The organism is Effusibacillus lacus (genome assembly GCF_002335525.1).
Lineage (GTDB): Bacteria > Bacillota > Bacilli > Tumebacillales > Effusibacillaceae > Effusibacillus > Effusibacillus lacus.
In genome coordinates, this window is sequence record NZ_BDUF01000086.1 from 69,221 (window position 1) to 88,745 (window position 19,525).

The window sequence follows — 19,525 nt, forward strand, 5'->3', positions numbered from 1 at the left end:
GTTCCCGTTTGCAGAGGAAGTGGAAACATCCAAATCAGAGAGAAAGATTCGTTTTGTCAGCGCCTGAGGATTGGAGATGCATGATGGATATTCTGGAAAAGATCGCAGAAGAGAAGATCCGGGAGGCCATCGAGAACGGGGAGTTCAAGAACCTGCCGGGCAAAGGAAAACCCCTGAATCTGGAGGACCTCTCTACCGTCCCTGAAGACCTTCGCATGGGCTATAAGATTATGAAAAACGCAGGGGTGGTTCCGGAAGAAATGCAGCTGCAGAAAGAGATTCTAAGTCTTCACGATCTGTTGAACTGCTGCCATGACGATCAAGAACGAGAGCTTCTCAAAAAGAAGTTGAGTGAGAAGATGCTTCGCTTCAACAGCCTGATGGAGAAAAGAAAGATGCCCGGCACCTCTGCGTTTCGGACTTATCAAAGCAAACTCTACGACAAATTCAATAGGTGAAAGGCTTCCCATCGGAATTCCAATCAAAATAGTCCTGCACACAATGGCCTCCTCTATACTATCCTCTGCTAACGTAGAAGGTAACACGCCCGCCTGACGGAATTGGCTTCCCGGCTTCCGGAACCTGCTTAAAGACTGTATTCTTTTGCTTGTCGGAAGCCTCAATGTAATACTCGTATCGAATGTTTAAACTCAGCAATAATTTTTCAGCATCCGGCAAAGTCATTCCTATAAGATTTGGAACTTCCCCTTTATTCACAGGTACTTCGGTTTGTTTGGCAGAGACTGTGGCAGCAGGTTGGGTAGACTGCGGAGGTGCTGCAGCCGTTGACGCATCTGTTTGCGGTTGTTTCAGCTTTTGCTCGGTAAGCTCGATCTTCCTCTGGACCTCAGGGCTTTTGGATTTGATGGTGGCCGCTTTTTTATAGAGTGACAATGCTTCTTCATAATGACCTGATGCAAATGCTTGATCAGCTTGCGCCAGCCATTGATTGGCCCGATCCGGGCTATCGGCTACCGTATAAAGCGCTCCCGCACCTATGCCTGTTAGGAATACGAGGATTGCTACCCAGATCCAACGTCGATTGTTCATTTGAATCTCCCCCTTACCAAAGAATATACGATAATCAATTTGATTGTTTGTCCGAGTTGGGGGGGAAGTTCGAAAGAATTCATGTTCGGTCGACAAGCCTTGACAATATTTGCATCCTCCTCCCGCTATAATAAAGTATTGGGGTAGGGACAAGGGGGTTGAAATGGCCATGGTCAATCCGGTTCGAATCTTCAAAATCAAGCAGGAATTATCGGAAAGAGATCGAATCCTCATGCCGATGATGGGGCGGGATGACATTTGCTTTTTCCGTTTTGTGGGCGGCAATTCCGGTGAAACAGAGAGATTGATGGAGCAACTGTACCGGTTAAAGTCAAGGGATGTACTCCTGGTGGGCATCTTCCGGTTTCCCTTTCGGTTTGAAGGAAAGAAGCGCCTGCAGAAAGCGATCAGCCAATATTACCAGATGAAAGAACTGTGTGACGCCATTACCTATCTCCACAGTGACGGAATGATGGAGATTCTTACCCCCGGCACCACCATCCAGGAAGCGAACCTGGTATTCGAACTTCTTGAGGAAGCCCCCATCCGCGCTATTGAGGAAATGATCCAGGTCACAGGTGAGATGAACATCGACGTCAAGGACATCCAAACTTTTTTGCGAAATGGCAGGGGGCCTGTTTACATCCGGACCTTTGAAGGGGATTCATTCGACGAACCTTTGAAATATGCCATTTCCACCCCCTATCTTCCACAGGATTACACGGAAGGAAAGCAAATGATCATCAACATTGGCTGCACCAAGGACGTCGACATGGTGTCCTTCCAGCAGATCAACCTGCGGTTGAATGATCTGTTCCATAAAACTGATTTGTTCAAGTTGGGAACCTATCTGATGGACGAGCCCGGTCCCCGCTTCAAGATCACTCTGATTGTCAACGGAATGAAAGATCCGTTCCCGCAACCGGAAAAAATGAAAAAGCTCATCACGCAACGTCTGTGGTTTAAGAAGAAGTGGGAACTTCTGACCGCGGCCACCCAGAAAACAGGCCAACTGCTGTCCAAGAAAACGCAGAAACAGGAAGCAGAACGCAAAACGATGGATGAAAGAAACGAGGGGCATACTACTGGAACTACTGCATAAGGACGAGGTGTACGGAATGCGAAAGCTTCTTTTGCTTGTAACGTTACTTGTCGGAATAGCCTTATCCAGTCCCACTTCACTGGCTCTGGCCGCAAACGTTGAAGTGTTTGACGTACAGGCAGGCAAAGTGGTGCATACCGTTCCCAATTCAGCGGAAATCCAGAAAGAGATTCGATTGTGTCTTGGCTCGATAACCGGTCTGTCTGAAAGAGTCAATGTCATGCCAAAAGAGGGAAGGGTCTGCAAGATTCCCATTGAACCCCCGGTGAAGGTTGAGAATGAGTGGGTCAACTTCCTGGTGGAGGAAGTGTATCTGATGGTAAGCGATTCAGAGAAGCCTTTGCTGCTTCTGTTTGATGACGAGAACAAGCCGTATTTGGTTGAATTCAGCCATGATATCGGAGTCTTGGTATCTCTTATGAATGCTTGGCCCCATACTTGGGGTGCTTGAAAGAGTTGATTGCGTATCAGGAATAGGCAGGATGTGGCCCGTTTGGAACGGGTCTTTATTGTGATTGTCTTCGGTTTCCCAAAGTTATGGAAAATCCGCTATCCCGACTTCCATTCATGAAGTACGGCAAGGACTCCGTGTCTATCAGTGGGCAAATCAGGTATACTTGTGTTGATAGGAAACGGAGGTTGTCTGGATGACGGAAATCTTGCTGGTTGCATCTGTGGCGCTAAATGTGATTGTGCTTTTGGTTCTGTTCCTGCGAAAGCAGTCGACCAACCTGTTGGATCCATTGCAAAACCAGTTGGTGCTGCTGGAAAAATCACAGGAAAAATTGGAAAAGGCTTTGCGCGACGAGATTGCCAAGAATCGGGAAGAGTCTGTCGTAACCGCCAAACTTGGCCGGGAAGAAATGGCCAATTCCATTACCGCCTTGGCTCAATCGCTGCTTACCAATATGAGCGAAATGTCCACTCAACAAAAGAACCTGCTGGACAGCTTCTCCAAGCAATTGAACGATCTGACGCAAATGAACGAACAGAAGCTGGAGAAAGTGCGGGAAACGGTCGAACGGAAGCTTACCCTGCTGCAGGAGGACAACAACAAGAAACTGGAGCAGATGCGGCAGACCGTTGACGAGAAACTGAACGAAACACTGGAAAAGCGTCTGGGTGAGTCCTTCAAACTGGTAAGCGAGCGGCTGGAATTGGTACATAAGGGCCTTGGGGAGATGCAAACCCTGGCAGCCGGAGTGGGTGACCTGAAGAAAGTGCTGACCAACGTCAAGACAAGAGGGACGCTTGGGGAAATCCAACTGGAGAACCTGCTGGAGCAGATCCTGAGCCCGGAGCAATACGAGAAAAACGTGGCGACCAGGAAAGGCAGCACGGAACGGGTGGAGTTTGCCATCAGACTCCCCGGCAAGGAAGACAGCCAGAAACATGTGCTGCTCCCCATTGACTCCAAGTTCCCGCTGGAAGATTATCAGAAGCTGTTGGATGCCCAAGAAGCCGGAGACCTGCAGGCGGCCCATGATGCAGCCAAATTGCTGGAAACAAAAATCAAGCAGGAAGCCAAGACCATTCAGGAGAAATACATCAATCCGCCCGACACCACTGATTTCGCCATTATGTTCCTGCCGATCGAGGGATTGTTTGCCGAAGTGCTCAGGCGTTCCGGACTGTGGGAAACTTTGCAGAGGGATTATCGTGTGATCATAACAGGACCCACCACCATCACAGCCTTGTTGAACAGCTTGCAAATGGGCTTCCGAACGCTCGCGATCCAGAAGCGATCGAGCGAAGTATGGCAGTTGTTGGGGGCAGTCAAAACCGAATTCGTCAGATTTGGCGACATTCTCGACAAGACCCAGAAGAAGCTGCAGGAAGCCAGCAACACCATCGAGACGGCCAGCAAGAAATCGCGCACGATCGAGCGGAAGCTCAGATCGGTGGAGGAACTGCCTGCCGGAGAAGCCAGTCTGCTGTTGGAAGATCTGGAATTGACGGTACCGGAATAAGAACGCAAATGAGCTGACGGGGAGCGAACAGACTTTGGATTACACAAACCACAGACTTGCGAGACAAATCGAATTTCTCATGGAGATTGATAAACTGAAGCAAATCTTTCGGCAATCGTTTCTGACGGACAAGACCCGAAACGAGAATGACGCCGAGCATTCCTGGCATTTGGCCATGATGGCCATTGTTCTTTCCGAATATGCCAATCAACCGGATCTGGATCTGCTGCGTGTGGTCAAGATGCTGCTGATCCATGACATTGTGGAAATTGATGCGGGCGACACCTTCGCCTATGATGTCAAAGGCTATGAAGACAAGGAAGAACGGGAACTGCAGGCAGCCGACCGGCTGTTTAACCTGCTGCCTCCTGACCAGGCCGAAGAAATTTTTGCTCTCTGGCGGGAATTTGAGGAGCGGAAAACACCTGAATCCAGCTACGCAAACGCTTTGGACAGACTCCAGCCCATGCTGCAGAATTACTTCAGTGAGGGTCAATCCTGGCGCAGGCATAACCTGACGAGCGACAGGGTGCTTGAGCGAAACAGCAGCATTCGGGAGGGATCCGAAACGCTTTGGGACTTCGCCCGGGAAATGATCCGCAGCGCGGTGGATAAGGGTTATTTGACAACTTGAAGCGCAGGGAGGGTATCTCAATTTGGCCATTTTAAAAAATGACTGGGCGCAGTTCCTGGAACCCGAGTTTGGAAAGCCCTACTATCTCAAACTGCGGCGGTTTCTGATTGAGGAGTACCGAACTCAGGTCGTTTACCCCGATAAATACGATATTTTTAACGCGTTGCACCTGACTCCTTTTTCCTCGGTTAAAGTGGTCATCCTGGGGCAGGACCCTTATCACGGACCTGGACAAGCTCACGGATTAAGTTTCTCTGTCAAACCCGGTATACAGCCGCCCCCATCCCTGCAAAACATTTTCAAGGAGCTGCAAACCGACCTCGGATGTCAGATCCCCAACAACGGGTATCTGGCCAAATGGGCTGAGCAGGGTGTACTTTTATTGAACACGGTTTTGACCGTGCGAAAGAACCAACCGAATTCGCATAAAGGCATAGGGTGGGAAATCTTTACCGACCAGGTGATACGGACGCTGAACGAACGGGAACGTCCGGTGGTCTTCCTGTTGTGGGGCAGCCACGCACAGAAAAAATCGGAACTGATCACATCGTCAAGGCACCCGATTCTGAAGGCGGCCCATCCAAGTCCTTTTTCTGCCAACAAGGGATTTTTCGGCTGCCGTCACTTTTCCCGCGCGAATGAATTGCTAAGGCAGATGGGGAGTTATGAGATTGACTGGCAGATTCCGAATCTGTAAAGGGTAAGGAGAAACGATATGCAGACCACTGTAGCGGAATCGCAGTTGATTTCCAGATACAAAGGATTGGCAATGGCTTTTCTGGGGGCCTCGTTGTGGGGACTTTCCGGAACGGCAGCACAATATCTGTTCCAACACGAAGGCATACGCCCGGGGTGGTTGGTGACAATTCGATTGATTATAGCCGGTGTGCTGCTACTCGCCCTGGGGTTGGCCCAAGTCAACAGGGATAACGTCTGGTCCGTATGGAAGAGCCGGCAGGACCGGATTCAGCTTATGATTTTTGGCCTTCTCGGGATGCTTGGGGTGCAATACACCTACTTTGCCGCGATTGAAGCCGGGAATGCTGCCACTGCCACGCTCCTGCAGTTTCTGGGACCCGTATTCATAACACTTTATCTGGCGCTCCGTTTCCGCCGGATTCCGGGGCTGCTTGAATTCCTTGCCTTGGGGCTGGCGCTTCTTGGGACCTTCTTGCTGGTGACAAACGGTTCCACGGAGGAACTTTCCATATCGGGAGCTGCTGTTGCCTGGGGACTTGGGGCTGCTGTAACAGCCGCTTTTTACACCTTATATCCTGTCAATCTGTTGAGAAAATGGGGTTCCCTGACAATTGTCGGGTGGGGAATGGCAATCGGCGGCATTGGGTTGTCACTGGTTAATCCGCCCTGGCAGATGGATGGCTTGCAATTGACCAGCCTTTCCTGGTCGTTGATTGGCTTCGTTATTCTGTTTGGAACTTTGATTCCCTTTTACCTGGTGCTTGAAAGTTTGCGTTATATATCCCCGGCGGAAGCGGGAATGCTGAACTCCGCCGAACCGCTTGCGGCGGTCCTTGCATCAGTTCTTTGGCTCAGCCTGTCTCTGGGTCTGTTTGAAGCCATCGGCGGGGTGTGCATTATCTTTACCGTGCTATTGCTGGCAATGGAGTCCAAAAAGAAGGAAAAGCGGCTCCTTGGAAAAGAGCCGCCCGTTACGAGTAAAAGCTTGGAGGGGTGAGAAAAGGATTTCACCCGTATAATTGAGAATGTGGCAGTCATCCGATTGACAGGGGGAGTTTCCATGAAAGCGATCCGTTTTCACCAGTATGGCAAGTCTGATGTGCTTACTCTGGAAGATATCGACAAGCCGGTGCCGCGTGCCAATGAAGTATTGATTGAAGTGAAAGCTTGCGGCATCAACTATGCGGATATTGCCCGCCGTTACGGGCGGTACGTGGTGCCGACCCCGCTTCCGTTTGTGCCCGGTGTCGAGATTGCAGGAATTGTCCGGGAAGTGGGTGAAGGTGTCGATGAAAAATGGGTGGGTCAGCCGGTCATTACCCTGCTGCATAAAGGAGGCGGCTATGCGGAATATGCGGTTGCGCACACCAACGGACTGATTCCCATTCCCTCCGGACTTGACTATACTCAAGCGGTGGCGATCCCGCTTCAAGGATTAACCGCCTATCATGTGCTGAAGACATCCGGCCAACTTCAGCCGGGAGAATCGGTGCTGGTACATGCGGCGGCAGGGGGCGTAGGCCTGTTGTCCGTACAACTGGCCAAGAAATTCGGTGCCGGATTGGTCATCGGGACGGCCAGTACAGCGGAAAAAAGGGATCTGGCAAAGCAAGCGGGTGCGGATATCACCATCGATTATACGCTGCCGGATTGGCCGCAGGAGGTGCTTGAGGCGACTGGCGGCAAAGGGGCGGATGTGATCCTGGAGATCGCAGGCGGTGATATGATCCAGCAGAATCTGAAGTGTCTTGCCGATTACGGACGGATGGTGGTTTTTGGCGCTGCCAGCGGAGAGCGCGGCACTTTGGTTCCTGTTCAGCTGATGGGCAAGAACCAGACGGTAACCGGATTTTTCCTCGGAAAGTTGATGGAACAACCGGATCGGTTCCTGCAAAGCCTGAAAGAATTGCTGACCTGGGCTGCCACCGGCCAGGTCAAGTTCCTCATCGGCGGCGTGTATCCATTGGCGGAAGCAGGTCTTGTTCAAGACCTGATGGAAGGCAGACAAACGATCGGCAAACTCGTACTGGTTCCGTGAGACGGACGAAAGACGGCCTTTGGGGCCGCTCTTTTCATAACTTGTTTTTTATGAAGACTCTGTTTAGTATAATAGGGAAGCCAAGTGCAGCTTCAAGATCGTTTTACCCCAGATAACGAAAGGGACTTTCATCCATGTTCATGATCATGCTGGCTGTGATTGTTTCGCTTGGGATTGACAACTTGGTGGTTTCCACCGCCATAGGACTCTCGGGTGCCCGCAACAAGTTTCGCACCGCTCTTGCCTTCTCGCTGTTTGAAGCGATTATGCCTTTATTTGGGTTCTTCCTCGGATCTTCGCTGGGGAATCTATTTGAGGAGTGGGCTTTTTACGCCGGTGTGGTTCTGCTCTTTGGAATCGGCGTCTATTTCCTGTTGGAAGACGAAGCAGAGGACGAGAGGTTGGTGCACAGGCTGGCTGGTGCCTTACGAGGTACCACTTTGCTCATTACAGGAATCCTGATCAGTCTGGATGAAATGTTCGTCGGATCTTCCTATGGGTTGATTGGTCTTCCCGTTCTTGAAACATCCATGATCCTGGGGGTTCAGGCGTTCTTCTTTACATGGCTGGGCATTTCATTCGCCCAAAAGATTCAACCCCTGCTTGGGAAGAAAGCGGAGAAAGTTCCCGGACTGATTCTGATTGTTCTGGCCGCAGGGTTGCTGATTGACCGATTTGTTTGAGGAGGGAACCACTATCATGTCTTTTGAGATGCTGAACTGGACCAGTCATATCATTGCATTGGTCCTGGTATTTCTGTTATGCTTGCCGACGTTTTGGATGGTCAAACTGCTTCGTCCGTTTGAAGTCCATAAAAAAATTGACGCTGCCAAAGTGAAAACCATTCGCGTATTTGAGAACAACACGGAACGGGAAGCCACCGGTCTTGAAAAACAGCAGTTGGTGGACTGGTACAACGAAGCCTCATTCATCCAAAAACGGGCATATGAAAATCCTCGCGTCGGCAAAGAAGGGATCGTACTGGAGTTGGATTCCGGCGATGAAATTTTGATCGTGCCAAGGGAAGAGGACTTCGACATCACGCAACGCCGGTCGAACCAGCAGGTCGTCACGTACTGGGCACGGCATTCCGAACTGGGGAGCTTCTTGGCAAAACTGGAAGGATAAAGTTTTTCATAAATAAACCTCCAACAAGAGGGTAACCATAATGCTGTATTCCATTTTTCTTTTGGGGTGCTTGCCGTTTTTTCTCAATTAGCATATAATGAATTGAGAATATAATCATTCTAAGTCAGGGTAATTCCAATCTAAGCCTGACTTCTTTCTTGGGAATATTCCTGACCAATTTACTCAGGAATTGGGAGGTGGATGGGTTGAAACTGTCTGCCCGTGGCCATTACGGACTGATTGCCATGGCATATCTTGCCCAGCGGGAGACTGATGGTCCGATACCGATCAGGACAATTGCGACCGCGGAACAGATTCCGGATCAGTTTCTGGAACAGATTCTGTTCGCCATGCGGAAAGCTGGCCTTGTGACTGCGGTTCGCGGTCCTCGGGGCGGGTACACGTTGTCACGTCCATCCGATCAGATAACGGCAGGAGAGGTTATCAAGGCATTGGAAGGGCCGATTGCTCCTGTTGATTGTCTGCATGCCGAAGTAGATGATGAATGCTGCAACAAATCGGAAACTTGCACAACCAAGTTTGTTTGGGAGAAATTGCGTGATACAATGGTTTCCGTGCTTGACAACATTACGCTTCGGGAAATTGTGGAACGGGGGAATCCCCTGATCCAATTGGAAAGCAAATAGAAATACCAAAGACTACAGTTGAAGGAAGGTTAGGGGGAAGCATCATGGCAGATTTGGTAGTCAAAGGCTTGCACGTGAACGTGGCAGGCAAGGAAGTATTAAAAGGATTCGACCTGACGGTGAAAGGCGGGGAAGTACACGCCATCATGGGACCTAACGGAACGGGCAAAACGACCCTTTCCATGACATTGGCAGGCCATCCCCGTTATGAAGTGACGAACGGCCAAGTGACCCTTGGCGGAAAAGACCTGCTGGAGATGGAAGTCGACGAGAGGGCGCGTGAAGGGTTGTTCCTCGCATTCCAATATCCTGCCGAGATTCCCGGAGTACCGGTGAAGAATTTCTTGCGGCAAGCCTACAATGCTGTCAAAGGTACTGAAATGGAAGTGTTCGAGTTCTACTCCATCATGCAGGAAAAGATGCAAATGATGAAGATGGATATGTCATTTGCGAACCGGAATCTCAATGAAGGATTCTCCGGCGGCGAGAAGAAGCGCCATGAAATTCTGCAGATGGCGCTGCTTGAACCAAAGATCGCCATTCTTGACGAGACCGACTCCGGTCTTGACATTGACGCTCTGAAAATTGTGGCAGACGGTGTCAACAAACTGCGCGGACCGGAATTGGGAGTGCTGATCATCACCCACTATCACCGTTTGCTTGAATACATCAAACCGGACTTCGTCCATGTAATGATGGACGGTCGTATCGTCCGTTCCGGCGGTCCCGAATTGGCCCTTGAGCTTGAAGAGAAAGGATACGACTGGATCAGAGGCCAAGTGTCCGTTGGCGGGGAGGTATAAAGCATGACGAAGGTCATCAGTTCTGAGATTGAGCCGGCTGTTCGCCAGTTGGCCGATCGTTTTCAGGAAACGGGTTGGGCCAAGGAACTTCGGTTGCAAGCACTGGAAGCTTACGATGTACTTGACCTTCCCAAACAGGACGAGGGATGGCGAAACCTTCGCCTGAAAGAGGTGCCGCTCGATTCTCTGATCCCGGTGGGCGGCAAGAAAGAAACACCGGAAGCGGTTTGCAGCCGGATTGATTCTGAAGCGGCCGGTGTAATTGTTCATTATAACAGTGATGTGACGGAGATCCGACTGAACCCGGAACTGGAAGCCAAAGGGGTCATTCTGACCAGCTTGCAGAATGCGATTGCTGAGTACCCGGAGAAAGTCGAGAAGTATCTCGGTAAACTTTACACCTATAAAGAAAGCAAATTTGCCGCACTGCATTACGCATTGCGGACCGGCGGGGCATTCCTCTATGTTCCGAAGAACGTAGTGATTGACGCTCCGTTCCAGGTATTTACCTACGGAGATATTCCGAATGTCGGGATTTTCAATCACACACTGATTGTTGCGGAAGCGTTCTCCCAAATAACCGTGCTGGAGTATTCCGGGTCTGATCTGCAGGGCGGAACCAATATCCATAGCGGTGCGGTTGAGATTTTCCCCCAGGACGGCGCAAAGATTACCTATATCTCACTGCAGAATTTCGATCTGGGAACTTACAGCTTCCATCCCCGTCGTGCCTTGCTGGGACGCGACTCGGAAGTGAAATGGGTTGCCAGTGAGTTTGGCGGAAAGATTGCCCGTTCCGAGAACACTTCCTATGTAGACGGAGACGGCGCCAATTCGGAAGCGGTGGTGGTGTTCTTTGGTTCCAACGAGCAGTCTCTTGACGTTTCCGCTTCGATGATTCACCAGGGGCGCAACACTACTTCTGATATTGTTGCAAAAGGTGTCATGAATGACAAAGCGAAGACGATCTGGCGGGGACTTGGCCACATTCTGCCGGGTTCGAAAGGATCTTCCACCTATCAGAAAGAGAACAGCCTGATTCTTTCGGAAAACGCAAAAGGAGATGCCATTCCAGGTCTCCTGATTGAGGAAACGGATGTGGCGGGAGCCGGCCACGCGGCAACGGTCGGTCGGATCGATGAAGCCCATCTGTTCTATCTCCAGAGTCGCGGAATCCCGTTGAAACAGGCGCAGAGAATGATTGTGGAAGGCTTTTTCGGCTCGGTCACGGAGCTGATTCCGCTTGAAAACGTACGTGCAGAGGTACAATCATTGGTTGATCGAAAGCTGGGGTGGTAACCCGTGTTGGATGTCAAACAGATTAAGCAGGATTTCCCGGTATTACAACAGAAAGTAAACGGAAAACCGATTGCCTATCTGGATTCTGCAGCAAGTGCGCAAATCCCGCGACAGGTTGTGGAAGCCATGTCTCAATATTATGCAACCAGCCATGCAAATGTTCACCGTGGTGTACACACCCTGGGGGAAAGAGCGACTTCAGCTTATGAAGAAGCGCGGGAGAAAGTTGCGCGATTTGTAAACGCTCCTGTTCCGCAGAACATTGTGTTTACACGGGGCACCACGGAAGCGATCAACCTGGTGGCGTACGCATACGGATTACACAATCTAAAGGAAGGCGACGGCATTGTTGTTACCCTGCTCGAGCACCACTCCAACCTGGTTCCCTGGCAGCAAATTGCCAAACTGACCAAAGCAAAGCTGTACATGGTGGAGTTGACTGCAGAAGGCCATCTTGACAGGGAGCAGTACCGTTCTTTCCTGAAACAGGGGAACATCAAGATTGTGGCTGTATCCTATGCTTCCAATGTGTTGGGAACCATTGTGCCTGTTAAAGACCTCATTGCGGAAGCACATGCGGTTGGCGCAGTTGTTATTGTCGATGCGGCCCAAAGTGCTCCCCATCTGAGAATTGACGTTCAGGATCTTGACGCTGACTTCCTTGCCGTATCTGGCCACAAGATGTTGGGACCGACTGGGATAGGGTTTCTCTACGGCAAAGGAAAGCTGTTGGACGTGATGGAACCTTTCCAGCTTGGCGGAAGCATGATAGGTCTGGTAGACTACTACGAATCCAACTGGGCGGAAGTTCCGGCAAGGTTTGAGGCAGGGACGCCCAACATTGTGGGAGCCGTAGGATTGGCTGCAGCCATCGGCTACTTGACCGATCTGGGAATGGACAATGTAAGAAAGCATGAAGAAGATCTGCTGGCTTATGCCTGGGATCGTCTGGATCAGGTGGAAGGCATCCAAATGTATGGTCCACGGGAACCGAGGACCGGACTGATTGCTTTCAACATTGACGACACACATCCGCATGATGTATCAACGGTCCTGGATGCGGAGGGAGTGGCGGTTCGGGCAGGTCACCACTGCGCGCAACCCCTTCACAAATGGTTACGCGTTGCCGCAACCAATCGGGCCAGTTTCTATATCTACAACGATGAACAAGACATTGACCGTCTTGTCACTTCCCTCCAAAAAGTGAAGGAGTTGTTCGGTTATGTCACTCGATAGCCTCTACCAGGATGTGATCCTGGATCATTACAAGAAGCCCCGCAATCAGGGGAAAATTGAAAATTACGACGTAGGTATGGAGTTGGCCAATCCGACTTGCGGAGATGTGATTGGGATCCATCTGAAACTGGATGAGACGGGGAAAGTGGCGGATGCGAAGTTTCACGGACACGGTTGCTCCATCAGCCAATCCAGTGCTTCAATGCTGACCGTGAAATTGAAGGGAAAGTCAATTGAGGAAGCTCGCCAGCTGATCGCAAGTTTCTACGACATGATGAAGGGCGTTGAGGGAAACTACAAAGACCTCGGCGAATTGCAAGCCCTGCAGGGAGTTTCAAAATATCCGGTGCGTATCAAATGCGCCACACTGGCTTGGAAAGCGCTGGAACAAGGCTTGGATAAAAAGGAGGGAATCCAAAATGGCTAAAACGCGAGAGGAAATTACCGAGAAGAATGCAGCGGTGGATATTGTCCAGGACTATAAATACGGCTTCTCAGACCCGGAAAATTATGTATTCAAGTCGGAGAAAGGGTTGAACCGTGAGATTGTCAAAAAGATCTCGGAAATGAAGAACGAGCCGGGCTGGATGACCGATTTCCGTCTCAAGAGCTACGACATCTTCTCCAAGATGCCGATGCCCTGGTGGACGAAGGATCTGGATGATCTGGATTTCGACGATATTCATTACTACGTTCGCCCGACTGACAAAGCGGTTCAAAGCTGGGAAGACGTCCCCGACACCGTAAAGCAGACCTTTGACAAACTGGGGATTCCGGAAGCGGAACGCAACTTCCTGGCAGGGGTTACCGCCCAGTACGAATCGGAAGTTGTGTACCACAGCATGCGCAAGGATTTGGAAGATCTGGGCGTGATCTTTACCGATATGGATACTGCGGTTCGCGAACATCCGGAGATTGTAAGGAAATATTTCAGCACGGTCATCCCGCCCTCAGACAACAAATTTGCGGCGTTGAACTCCGCAGTTTGGTCCGGCGGTTCCTTTATCTGGGTTCCAAAAGGCGTGCACGTGGAAATTCCGCTCCAAGCATACTTCCGAATCAATACAAAGAACGCAGGCCAATTTGAGCGGACGTTGATCATCGGGGAAGAAGGCTCTTTCGTCCATTATGTGGAGGGATGCTCCGCGCCGAAATATTCCAGCGATTCGCTGCACTCGGCGGTTGTGGAAATCGTTTGCCTGGCCGGATCCCGAGTCCGTTACACCACGATCCAGAACTGGTCGCCCAACGTATACAACCTGGTGACCAAGCGTGCCGTTGCTCATGAGAATGCGGTAATGGAGTGGATTGACGGCAACATCGGTTCCAAGTTGACGATGAAATATCCTGCTGTAATCCTGAAAGGGGAAGGCGCCCGCGCGGAAATCACATCCATTGCCTTTGCCGGTAAGGATCAGCATCAGGATGCCGGAACGAAGGTTTTCCACCTGGCACCCAATACTTCCAGCACCATTGTTTCCAAATCCATCTCCAAAGGCGGCGGGAAAACTACGTACCGCGGTTGGGTGAAGGTGGCGGACAACGCACAAGGCTCCAAAGTGAATGTCAAATGCGACGCGTTAATGTTTGATGACGGTTCGGTCTCTGACACGATTCCGTTTATGGAAATTAATGAAAACAACGTTTCCATTGAACATGAAGCTACTGTTTCGAAAGTATCGGAAGATATGCTGTTCTACCTGATGAGCCGTGGACTGTCGGAAGATCAGGCAACCAGCCTGATCGTATCCGGTTTCATTGAGCCATTCTCGAAAGAACTGCCTATGGAATATGCGGTGGAACTGAATCGTCTGATCGAGCTTGAGATGGAAGGTTCGGTGGGCTAATGAAAAAATGAAAGCACCCCTTATTTTACCAAGTGATAAGGGGTGTTTTTTTTATGTTATTCACCTCCTGCCTTAAGTCGTGATAGATCTATCACGACTTGTACCTGACTGTCACAAGGCGCCTGAACTTTCACGGTTGATTCTTTCGGCTGTTTTATATGCATCGTACATGCCCCAAATCCATAGAATTGGGGTCGTGATAAAGCCGATCAGGACAAACATCAGCAGTACGGATATGAAATAAGCAACGATAAAACCGATTCCTTTTCCGATCTGGCCGTTGTAGATCTGGCCAAGTCCCGCAAAAAAGAATGACAGCACAGCGGCAATACCCGGATTTTTCATGGAGATCCCCCTTTCTTCCTATCACTATATGGAAACGGCTTTTCCCTTATGACGGGGAGATATGGTACAATAAGCCGCGAGGTGATGGAAATGATCGATCCGGTCGCAGTTACGATAGGCCCGTTAAAGATCCATTGGTATGGGATCATTATGACGAGCGCTTTCGTATTCGGGGTTCTGCTGGCCCAATTTCATGCCAGAAAGTTCGGGATTGATCCGGAACATATTCTGAACATGGCCATGTATATAATTCCACTGGCCATAATTGGGGCCCGTGCATACTATGTGATATTCGAATGGGACAATTATAAGGACAACATATGGGAGGCATTCGCCATATGGCATGGCGGGCTTGCCATCCACGGAGGTCTGATTGGGGGAACCCTGGGCGGAATTTGGTATGTCAGCAGACACAAGATGCCCGTGTTGTTATTCGGTGATCTGATCATGCCAAGCGTGATTCTCGGACAGGCAATCGGACGATGGGGCAATTTCATCAATCAGGAAGCTCACGGGGGTGAAGTGCCCGAGGAATTTATGAACATGTTCCCGAATTTTATCAAGGAACAAATGTTTATCAACGGTGCGTACTATGAGCCGACGTTTCTGTACGAATCGTTATGGAACCTGCTGGTGTTTGGAATCCTGATGCTGCTCCTTCACAAGTTCAAGAAGTTTGACGGGCAGGTCATGTTCTCCTACCTGATCCTGTACTCGGTCGGACGGTACTTTATCGAGGGACTCAGAACCGACAGTCTGATGCTGGGACCGCTGCGTGTGGCGCAGCTGGTAAGCCTGATTCTGATCCTTGCAGGCATCGCGCTGCTCTATTGGGCATGGAAGAGAGATGCAGGAAGGAATGACTCGCAAGCGCAGGTTTAGTAAGTATTTTTCTATTGACTTGGTGTCTGTTCCTCCTGTAACATGATAATAACAAAAGCATATCCTCCAAAGGGGAGTAGCTGTACAGCAAAGTCGTCATTACGGGACTGCCGAACTCCGGTTGTCTCCGGCTTTGTTGGCAACGACACGTTGTTAGCAAGACCTTTGCCATAATTTGGTGAAGGTCTTTTTTCGTTCAAGGCGGCCTTCACCAAACTTGGAGTGAGGGTCGCTTTGTTTGAGGAGAAACCGGACAACTCTAAAGGGGGAAGATGCATGGAATTGTTTTCGGCCGCTTTCTTTTCGGCGCTCTTGGCTGTCATCATCATCAATCTGGTTCTTTCGGGTGACAATGCCATTGTAATTGGCATGGCTGCCCGGAATTTGCCAAAAGAGCAGCAAAAGAAAGTGATTTTGTGGGGGACCCTAGGTGCAATTGTGGTTCGTGCCCTGGCAACAGTCGCCGTGGTCTGGCTGTTGTTAATCCCGGGCCTGATGCTGATCGGAGGCCTGTTGCTGATATGGATTGCATACAAACTTCTGACGGACGACAATAAGCACGATGTGAAAGCCGCCCATTCCGTTATGGCAGCGGTTCAGACCGTCATCATTGCAGATGCGGTGATGGGAATCGACAATGTGTTAGCGATAGCTGGTGCGGCCCATGGAAGCTACCTGCTGGTGGTTTTGGGACTCTTGTTCAGTGTTCCCATAGTCATTTGGGGAAGTACACTGTTTATCAAGCTATTGAACCGTTACCCCGCCATTATTTATATTGGAGCCAGTGTGCTTGCCTGGACAGCCGCCAAGATGATTGCCGGTGAGAAGCTGCTTAAAGATTATTTTGCAAACCCCTTTTTGGAGTGGGGACTGGTAATTGGCATCGTTACAGGAGTGCTGCTGGCGGGCAAAGTCAAGCAATCCAAGCAATCCAAACAAAAACAGGTGGTCAGCAGTTAACCTCAGAAAAAATGTCACCGGTGATGCATCGGTGACATTTTTTTGTCTTAATGATATGATCTCATGGGGAGCAAGTCTGAACTGCTTTGATATTCTGAATGCCAATACCTAGTAAGCACGGAATAATAGGGAGGACTCTGAAATGGCAGGCCTCTTTACCAGAATCGACACAGTGATTCTCAGGGTGAAAAATATCAAGAAAGCGCGCAAGTGGTACGAGGAAGTGCTGGAGTTGACCCCGACCTTTGTCGGAGATGATGACTACCCGATTGTGATTTATAAGGTCGGCGGGGAGACACCACTGACTCTTTATCAGCTTGGATATGATGAAGTGCTGCCGGCCAAACGATTCTCCACTACCTACCCAATTTTTTTCGTTGAGAACATTGAAGAGGCACACTCCAAACTTCATGGCAGGGGCGTAGATGTGGAAGCGATTCAGGATGACGGGACTGTCCAGTATTTCGTCTTCCGGGATCCGGACGGAAACCGGATGGAAGCTTGCCATTGGGAATAAGACATACCTCAACAGAAAAGGTTGGTTTCACGAATGATTGATTTCAGGAGCGTTTCGAAAATCTATCCAAACGGAACTGTAGGATTGAAGGATATTAACCTTACCATCGGCAAAGGGGAGTTTGTCGTTATCGTAGGACTTTCCGGGGCAGGAAAATCCACCTTGCTTCGTTCCATCAACCGTCTGCATGACATAACCGAAGGTGAGATTCTGATTGATGGCAAATCAATCACCAAAGCGACCGGACAAGAATTGCGAAGGATCCGACGGGATATCGGGATGATCTTCCAAAACTTCAATCTCGTCAAGCGTTCTTCCGTAATCCGGAACGTATTGTCGGGACGTGTGGGTTACCATTCCACCCTGCGCACGTTGTTGGGACTATGGCCGAAAGAGGATAAGGAACTGGCGCTGAAAGCGTTGGAACGGGTTAACATTAAGGAAAAAGCCTATGCCCGTGCCGACGAACTGTCCGGCGGACAACAGCAGCGCGTATCCATTGCGAGAGCCTTGGCACAAGAGCCGAAGATCATCCTGGCGGACGAGCCTGTTGCATCGCTTGACCCGCTGACGACCAAACAAGTCATGGACGATTTGAAGCGTATTAACCAGGATTTGGGCATCACCACGGTTGTCAACCTTCACTTTATTGATTTGGCAAGGGAATATGCGACCCGAATCATCGGCCTTCGGGCGGGACAGGTTGTATTTGACGGTCCCGTTGCGGAAGCGACCGATGAACAATTTGCTGATATTTATGGCCGCCCGATCAAAAAGGACGAGTTGTTAGGGGTGGAGGCGTAATGAGTCAGGAAGCGTTAAAGCCGCCCGCCAAGACAAAATCGGTACTGACCGGGTTGCTTGTTTTGCTGCTGCTTTGGGGCAGTGCGGTCAAAACGGAAGCCAACTGGACCGAACTGGCAACCGGCATGCCTGAGATGTGGAAATTGCTGAAGGAGATGTTCCCGCCTGATTGGGGCTATCTGGACAAGATTTGGGTCCCGCTCGGGGAAACGATCCAGATGGCGGTGATTGGCACGACTTTTGGTGCCATCTTTGCAGTGCCTGTCTCTTTATTTGCTGCAAGCAACGTAACAAGGTCTCCATGGTTATACCATCCGGCCCGTTTTATCCTCAATCTGATCCGGACAATTCCGGACCTGCTGTTTGCAGCCGTCTTTGTGGCAATTTTTGGAATTGGCCCGGTAGCAGGTGTTTTGGCGCTTTCATTTTTTTCTTTTGGACTTATTTCAAAACTGCTGTATGAGTCGATTGAAGCGATTGACCCGGGACCGCTTGAGGCGATGACCGCAGTGGGAGCCAACAAGCTGCAGTGGATTCACTTTGGCGTGGTTCCGCAGGTGCTGGCGACATTCACCGCCTATTTTCTTTATACATTTGAAGTGAACGTGAGAGCGGCTGCCGTTTTGGGGTTGGTCGGTGCCGGTGGGATCGGTCTGTATCTGGACAGTACCCTTGGATTGTTCCGATATCAGCAAACCAACACTATCATTATTGCCACTTTGGCCGTTGTCCTGCTCATTGATTATGTCAGTACCAAAGCCCGGGAGAAACTGTTATGAAACGACTTCGCTATTGGATTGTTGCGCTGCTGGTTGTTGCTATCTACATCTGGTCCTTCACAGGCATTGAATTCACTGGAATCAAGGAAACTGCCGGCGAGATTACGGTAGCTATCCTGAAAGGCCTGTTCAACCCGGATTGGGGTTATGTGTATTTGCCTGAGGGCGAAGATTTGCTGCGAGGGTTGCTTGATACACTGGCCATCGCTTTTCTTGGGACATTTATCACAGCTGTCCTGACGGTTCCCTTTGCCTTCTGGGCGGCCAATAACATGAGCGGGCAATCATGGATATCCGGTTCCGGCAAGTTTGTCCTTACCTTGGTTCGTGTATTCCCCGAGATTGTGCTGGCCATCATGTTTATCAAGGCTGTGGGACCGGGTGCATTTGCGGGTGTTCTGGCTCTGGGGCTGCACTCCATCGGGATGCTTGGGAAACTGTTCTCCGAAGCCATCGAGAATATGGACCTTGGACCGACGGAGGCTTTGACTGCCACCGGCGCCAACCGTTTGCAGACATTGTGGTTTGCGGTTATCCCTCAAGTATTGCCCGAATTTATGTCCTTCACCTTGTACCGTTTTGAGATCAATGTTCGTTCCGCCGCCATCCTGGGGATTATCGGGGCAGGCGGCATCGGTACCCCTCTGATCTTTGCCCTGGAGGCAAGGTCCTGGGATCGGGTAGGCATTATTCTGCTGGGGATCATTGTAATGGTCACTTTGATCGATATCATTTCCGGGTACATTCGCAAAAAGCTTGTATAAACACAAAAATTAACCACGGGA

General features: G+C 50.2%; 24 protein-coding genes. 22 read left to right on the top strand and 2 right to left on the bottom strand.

Going from position 1 to position 19,525, the window contains the following annotated elements:
- Window positions 1–83 precede the first annotated feature (83 nt).
- The gene (locus tag EFBL_RS15140) at window positions 84–458 is read left to right on the top strand and encodes a DnaJ family domain-containing protein (RefSeq protein WP_096182917.1); all 375 of its coding nucleotides are present in this window, start codon (window positions 84–86) and stop codon (window positions 456–458) included.
- A gap of 58 nt (window positions 459–516) precedes the next feature.
- On the opposite strand, the gene EFBL_RS15145 is transcribed toward EFBL_RS15140, so the two are convergent.
- The gene (locus EFBL_RS15145) at window positions 517–1,050 is read right to left on the bottom strand and encodes a PASTA domain-containing protein (RefSeq protein ID WP_165912417.1); all 534 of its coding nucleotides are present in this window, start codon (window positions 1,048–1,050) and stop codon (window positions 517–519) included.
- Window positions 1,051–1,213: 163 nt separating this feature from the next.
- Between EFBL_RS15145 and EFBL_RS15150 the strand changes: the two genes are divergently transcribed.
- The 15 genes from EFBL_RS15150 (at window position 1,214) to sufB (ending at window position 14,453) form a co-directional block, all read left to right on the top strand.
- Window positions 1,214–2,152 (top strand): FtsZ/tubulin family protein, encoded by a 939-nt coding sequence (locus EFBL_RS15150; RefSeq protein ID WP_207907550.1) that lies wholly within the window; start codon window positions 1,214–1,216, stop codon window positions 2,150–2,152.
- Window positions 2,153–2,168: 16 nt separating this feature from the next.
- On the top strand, window positions 2,169–2,603 hold the full coding sequence (locus EFBL_RS15155; protein WP_096182918.1) for a hypothetical protein: 435 nt from the start codon (window positions 2,169–2,171) through the stop codon (window positions 2,601–2,603).
- A 196-nt stretch (window positions 2,604–2,799) separates the two neighbouring features.
- Window positions 2,800–4,122, top strand: coding sequence for a DNA recombination protein RmuC (locus tag EFBL_RS15160; protein ID WP_096182919.1), 1,323 nt, complete (start codon window positions 2,800–2,802; stop codon window positions 4,120–4,122).
- Window positions 4,123–4,201: 79 nt separating this feature from the next.
- Complete coding sequence (locus EFBL_RS15165; protein ID WP_096183052.1) at window positions 4,202–4,756, top strand: HD domain-containing protein; 555 nt, start codon at window positions 4,202–4,204, stop codon at window positions 4,754–4,756.
- A gap of 22 nt (window positions 4,757–4,778) precedes the next feature.
- Window positions 4,779–5,453 carry a uracil-DNA glycosylase gene (locus tag EFBL_RS15170; RefSeq protein ID WP_096182920.1) on the top strand — a complete coding sequence of 225 codons (675 nt, stop codon included), beginning with the start codon at window positions 4,779–4,781 and terminating at the stop codon, window positions 5,451–5,453.
- 18 nt (window positions 5,454–5,471) lie between these two features.
- The gene (locus tag EFBL_RS15175) at window positions 5,472–6,452 is read left to right on the top strand and encodes an EamA family transporter (protein WP_096182921.1); all 981 of its coding nucleotides are present in this window, start codon (window positions 5,472–5,474) and stop codon (window positions 6,450–6,452) included.
- Between the two features lie 63 nt (window positions 6,453–6,515).
- On the top strand, window positions 6,516–7,493 hold the full coding sequence (locus EFBL_RS15180; RefSeq protein ID WP_096182922.1) for a quinone oxidoreductase family protein: 978 nt from the start codon (window positions 6,516–6,518) through the stop codon (window positions 7,491–7,493).
- Window positions 7,494–7,627: 134 nt separating this feature from the next.
- On the top strand, window positions 7,628–8,176 hold the full coding sequence (locus tag EFBL_RS15185) for a manganese efflux pump MntP (RefSeq protein ID WP_096182923.1): 549 nt from the start codon (window positions 7,628–7,630) through the stop codon (window positions 8,174–8,176).
- 16 nt (window positions 8,177–8,192) lie between these two features.
- The gene (locus EFBL_RS15190; protein WP_096182924.1) at window positions 8,193–8,621 is read left to right on the top strand and encodes a YfmQ family protein; all 429 of its coding nucleotides are present in this window, start codon (window positions 8,193–8,195) and stop codon (window positions 8,619–8,621) included.
- A 197-nt stretch (window positions 8,622–8,818) separates the two neighbouring features.
- Window positions 8,819–9,268 (top strand): RrF2 family transcriptional regulator, encoded by a 450-nt coding sequence (locus tag EFBL_RS15195; protein WP_231705826.1) that lies wholly within the window; start codon window positions 8,819–8,821, stop codon window positions 9,266–9,268.
- A 44-nt stretch (window positions 9,269–9,312) separates the two neighbouring features.
- Window positions 9,313–10,071: a Fe-S cluster assembly ATPase SufC gene (gene sufC, locus EFBL_RS15200; RefSeq protein WP_096182926.1), complete on the top strand. Its 759-nt coding sequence runs from the start codon at window positions 9,313–9,315 to the stop codon at window positions 10,069–10,071.
- A 3-nt stretch (window positions 10,072–10,074) separates the two neighbouring features.
- Window positions 10,075–11,370: a Fe-S cluster assembly protein SufD gene (gene sufD / locus EFBL_RS15205; RefSeq protein WP_096182927.1), complete on the top strand. Its 1,296-nt coding sequence runs from the start codon at window positions 10,075–10,077 to the stop codon at window positions 11,368–11,370.
- Window positions 11,371–11,376: 6 nt separating this feature from the next.
- Window positions 11,377–12,606, top strand: coding sequence for a cysteine desulfurase (locus tag EFBL_RS15210; RefSeq protein ID WP_096183053.1), 1,230 nt, complete (start codon window positions 11,377–11,379; stop codon window positions 12,604–12,606).
- Window positions 12,593–13,033: a Fe-S cluster assembly sulfur transfer protein SufU gene (sufU, locus tag EFBL_RS15215; protein ID WP_096182928.1), complete on the top strand. Its 441-nt coding sequence runs from the start codon at window positions 12,593–12,595 to the stop codon at window positions 13,031–13,033. The genes EFBL_RS15210 and sufU overlap by 14 nt, the downstream gene beginning before the upstream one ends.
- Complete coding sequence (gene sufB / locus EFBL_RS15220) at window positions 13,026–14,453, top strand: Fe-S cluster assembly protein SufB (protein WP_096182929.1); 1,428 nt, start codon at window positions 13,026–13,028, stop codon at window positions 14,451–14,453. The genes sufU and sufB overlap by 8 nt, the downstream gene beginning before the upstream one ends.
- A 111-nt stretch (window positions 14,454–14,564) precedes the next feature.
- Here the strand turns inward: sufB and EFBL_RS15225 are convergent, their stop codons facing one another.
- The gene (locus EFBL_RS15225) at window positions 14,565–14,798 is read right to left on the bottom strand and encodes a DUF5683 domain-containing protein (protein ID WP_096182930.1); all 234 of its coding nucleotides are present in this window, start codon (window positions 14,796–14,798) and stop codon (window positions 14,565–14,567) included.
- Between the two features lie 90 nt (window positions 14,799–14,888).
- Between EFBL_RS15225 and lgt the strand changes: the two genes are divergently transcribed.
- The 6 genes from lgt (at window position 14,889) to phnE (EFBL_RS15255) (ending at window position 19,504) form a co-directional block, all read left to right on the top strand.
- Window positions 14,889–15,680, top strand: a complete 792-nt coding sequence (gene lgt / locus EFBL_RS15230; RefSeq protein ID WP_096182931.1) for a prolipoprotein diacylglyceryl transferase — start codon at window positions 14,889–14,891, stop codon at window positions 15,678–15,680.
- Between the two features lie 276 nt (window positions 15,681–15,956).
- Window positions 15,957–16,640 (top strand): TerC family protein, encoded by a 684-nt coding sequence (locus tag EFBL_RS15235; RefSeq protein ID WP_096182932.1) that lies wholly within the window; start codon window positions 15,957–15,959, stop codon window positions 16,638–16,640.
- Window positions 16,641–16,782: 142 nt separating this feature from the next.
- Window positions 16,783–17,157: a VOC family protein gene (locus EFBL_RS15240; RefSeq protein ID WP_096182933.1), complete on the top strand. Its 375-nt coding sequence runs from the start codon at window positions 16,783–16,785 to the stop codon at window positions 17,155–17,157.
- 33 nt (window positions 17,158–17,190) lie between these two features.
- On the top strand, window positions 17,191–17,961 hold the full coding sequence (phnC, locus tag EFBL_RS15245; RefSeq protein ID WP_096182934.1) for a phosphonate ABC transporter ATP-binding protein: 771 nt from the start codon (window positions 17,191–17,193) through the stop codon (window positions 17,959–17,961).
- The gene (phnE, locus tag EFBL_RS15250) at window positions 17,961–18,740 is read left to right on the top strand and encodes a phosphonate ABC transporter, permease protein PhnE (protein WP_096182935.1); all 780 of its coding nucleotides are present in this window, start codon (window positions 17,961–17,963) and stop codon (window positions 18,738–18,740) included. The genes phnC and phnE (EFBL_RS15250) overlap by 1 nt, the downstream gene beginning before the upstream one ends.
- Entirely contained in the window at window positions 18,737–19,504 is a 768-nt protein-coding gene (gene phnE / locus EFBL_RS15255) for a phosphonate ABC transporter, permease protein PhnE (RefSeq protein WP_096182936.1), read from the top strand. Before phnE (EFBL_RS15250) ends, phnE (EFBL_RS15255) begins: the two co-directional genes overlap by 4 nt.
- The last annotated feature ends 21 nt before the right edge of the window (window positions 19,505–19,525 follow it).

What these genes read in the sequence shown, in the direction of transcription:
- sufD (WP_096182927.1), top strand. Translation starts at nt 10,075, where the DNA reads ATGACGAAGGTCATCAGTTCTGAGATTGAGCCGGCTGTTCGCCAGTTG.
- EFBL_RS15235 (WP_096182932.1), top strand. Translation starts at nt 15,957, where the DNA reads ATGGAATTGTTTTCGGCCGCTTTCTTTTCGGCGCTCTTGGCTGTCATC.
- EFBL_RS15175 (WP_096182921.1), top strand. Translation starts at nt 5,472, where the DNA reads ATGCAGACCACTGTAGCGGAATCGCAGTTGATTTCCAGATACAAAGGA.
- phnE (WP_096182935.1), top strand. Translation starts at nt 17,961, where the DNA reads ATGAGTCAGGAAGCGTTAAAGCCGCCCGCCAAGACAAAATCGGTACTG.
- EFBL_RS15240 (WP_096182933.1), top strand. Translation starts at nt 16,783, where the DNA reads ATGGCAGGCCTCTTTACCAGAATCGACACAGTGATTCTCAGGGTGAAA.
- EFBL_RS15190 (WP_096182924.1), top strand. Translation starts at nt 8,193, where the DNA reads ATGTCTTTTGAGATGCTGAACTGGACCAGTCATATCATTGCATTGGTC.
- EFBL_RS15225 (WP_096182930.1), bottom strand. Translation starts at nt 14,798, where the DNA reads ATGAAAAATCCGGGTATTGCCGCTGTGCTGTCATTCTTTTTTGCGGGA.
- EFBL_RS15180 (WP_096182922.1), top strand. Translation starts at nt 6,516, where the DNA reads ATGAAAGCGATCCGTTTTCACCAGTATGGCAAGTCTGATGTGCTTACT.
- sufU (WP_096182928.1), top strand. Translation starts at nt 12,593, where the DNA reads ATGTCACTCGATAGCCTCTACCAGGATGTGATCCTGGATCATTACAAG.
- EFBL_RS15160 (WP_096182919.1), top strand. Translation starts at nt 2,800, where the DNA reads ATGACGGAAATCTTGCTGGTTGCATCTGTGGCGCTAAATGTGATTGTG.
- sufC (WP_096182926.1), top strand. Translation starts at nt 9,313, where the DNA reads ATGGCAGATTTGGTAGTCAAAGGCTTGCACGTGAACGTGGCAGGCAAG.
- phnE (WP_096182936.1), top strand. Translation starts at nt 18,737, where the DNA reads ATGAAACGACTTCGCTATTGGATTGTTGCGCTGCTGGTTGTTGCTATC.
- EFBL_RS15165 (WP_096183052.1), top strand. Translation starts at nt 4,202, where the DNA reads ATGGAGATTGATAAACTGAAGCAAATCTTTCGGCAATCGTTTCTGACG.
- sufB (WP_096182929.1), top strand. Translation starts at nt 13,026, where the DNA reads ATGGCTAAAACGCGAGAGGAAATTACCGAGAAGAATGCAGCGGTGGAT.
- EFBL_RS15145 (WP_165912417.1), bottom strand. Translation starts at nt 1,050, where the DNA reads ATGAACAATCGACGTTGGATCTGGGTAGCAATCCTCGTATTCCTAACA.
- lgt (WP_096182931.1), top strand. Translation starts at nt 14,889, where the DNA reads ATGATCGATCCGGTCGCAGTTACGATAGGCCCGTTAAAGATCCATTGG.
- EFBL_RS15150 (WP_207907550.1), top strand. Translation starts at nt 1,214, where the DNA reads ATGGCCATGGTCAATCCGGTTCGAATCTTCAAAATCAAGCAGGAATTA.
- EFBL_RS15155 (WP_096182918.1), top strand. Translation starts at nt 2,169, where the DNA reads ATGCGAAAGCTTCTTTTGCTTGTAACGTTACTTGTCGGAATAGCCTTA.
- EFBL_RS15140 (WP_096182917.1), top strand. Translation starts at nt 84, where the DNA reads ATGGATATTCTGGAAAAGATCGCAGAAGAGAAGATCCGGGAGGCCATC.
- EFBL_RS15185 (WP_096182923.1), top strand. Translation starts at nt 7,628, where the DNA reads ATGTTCATGATCATGCTGGCTGTGATTGTTTCGCTTGGGATTGACAAC.
- phnC (WP_096182934.1), top strand. Translation starts at nt 17,191, where the DNA reads ATGATTGATTTCAGGAGCGTTTCGAAAATCTATCCAAACGGAACTGTA.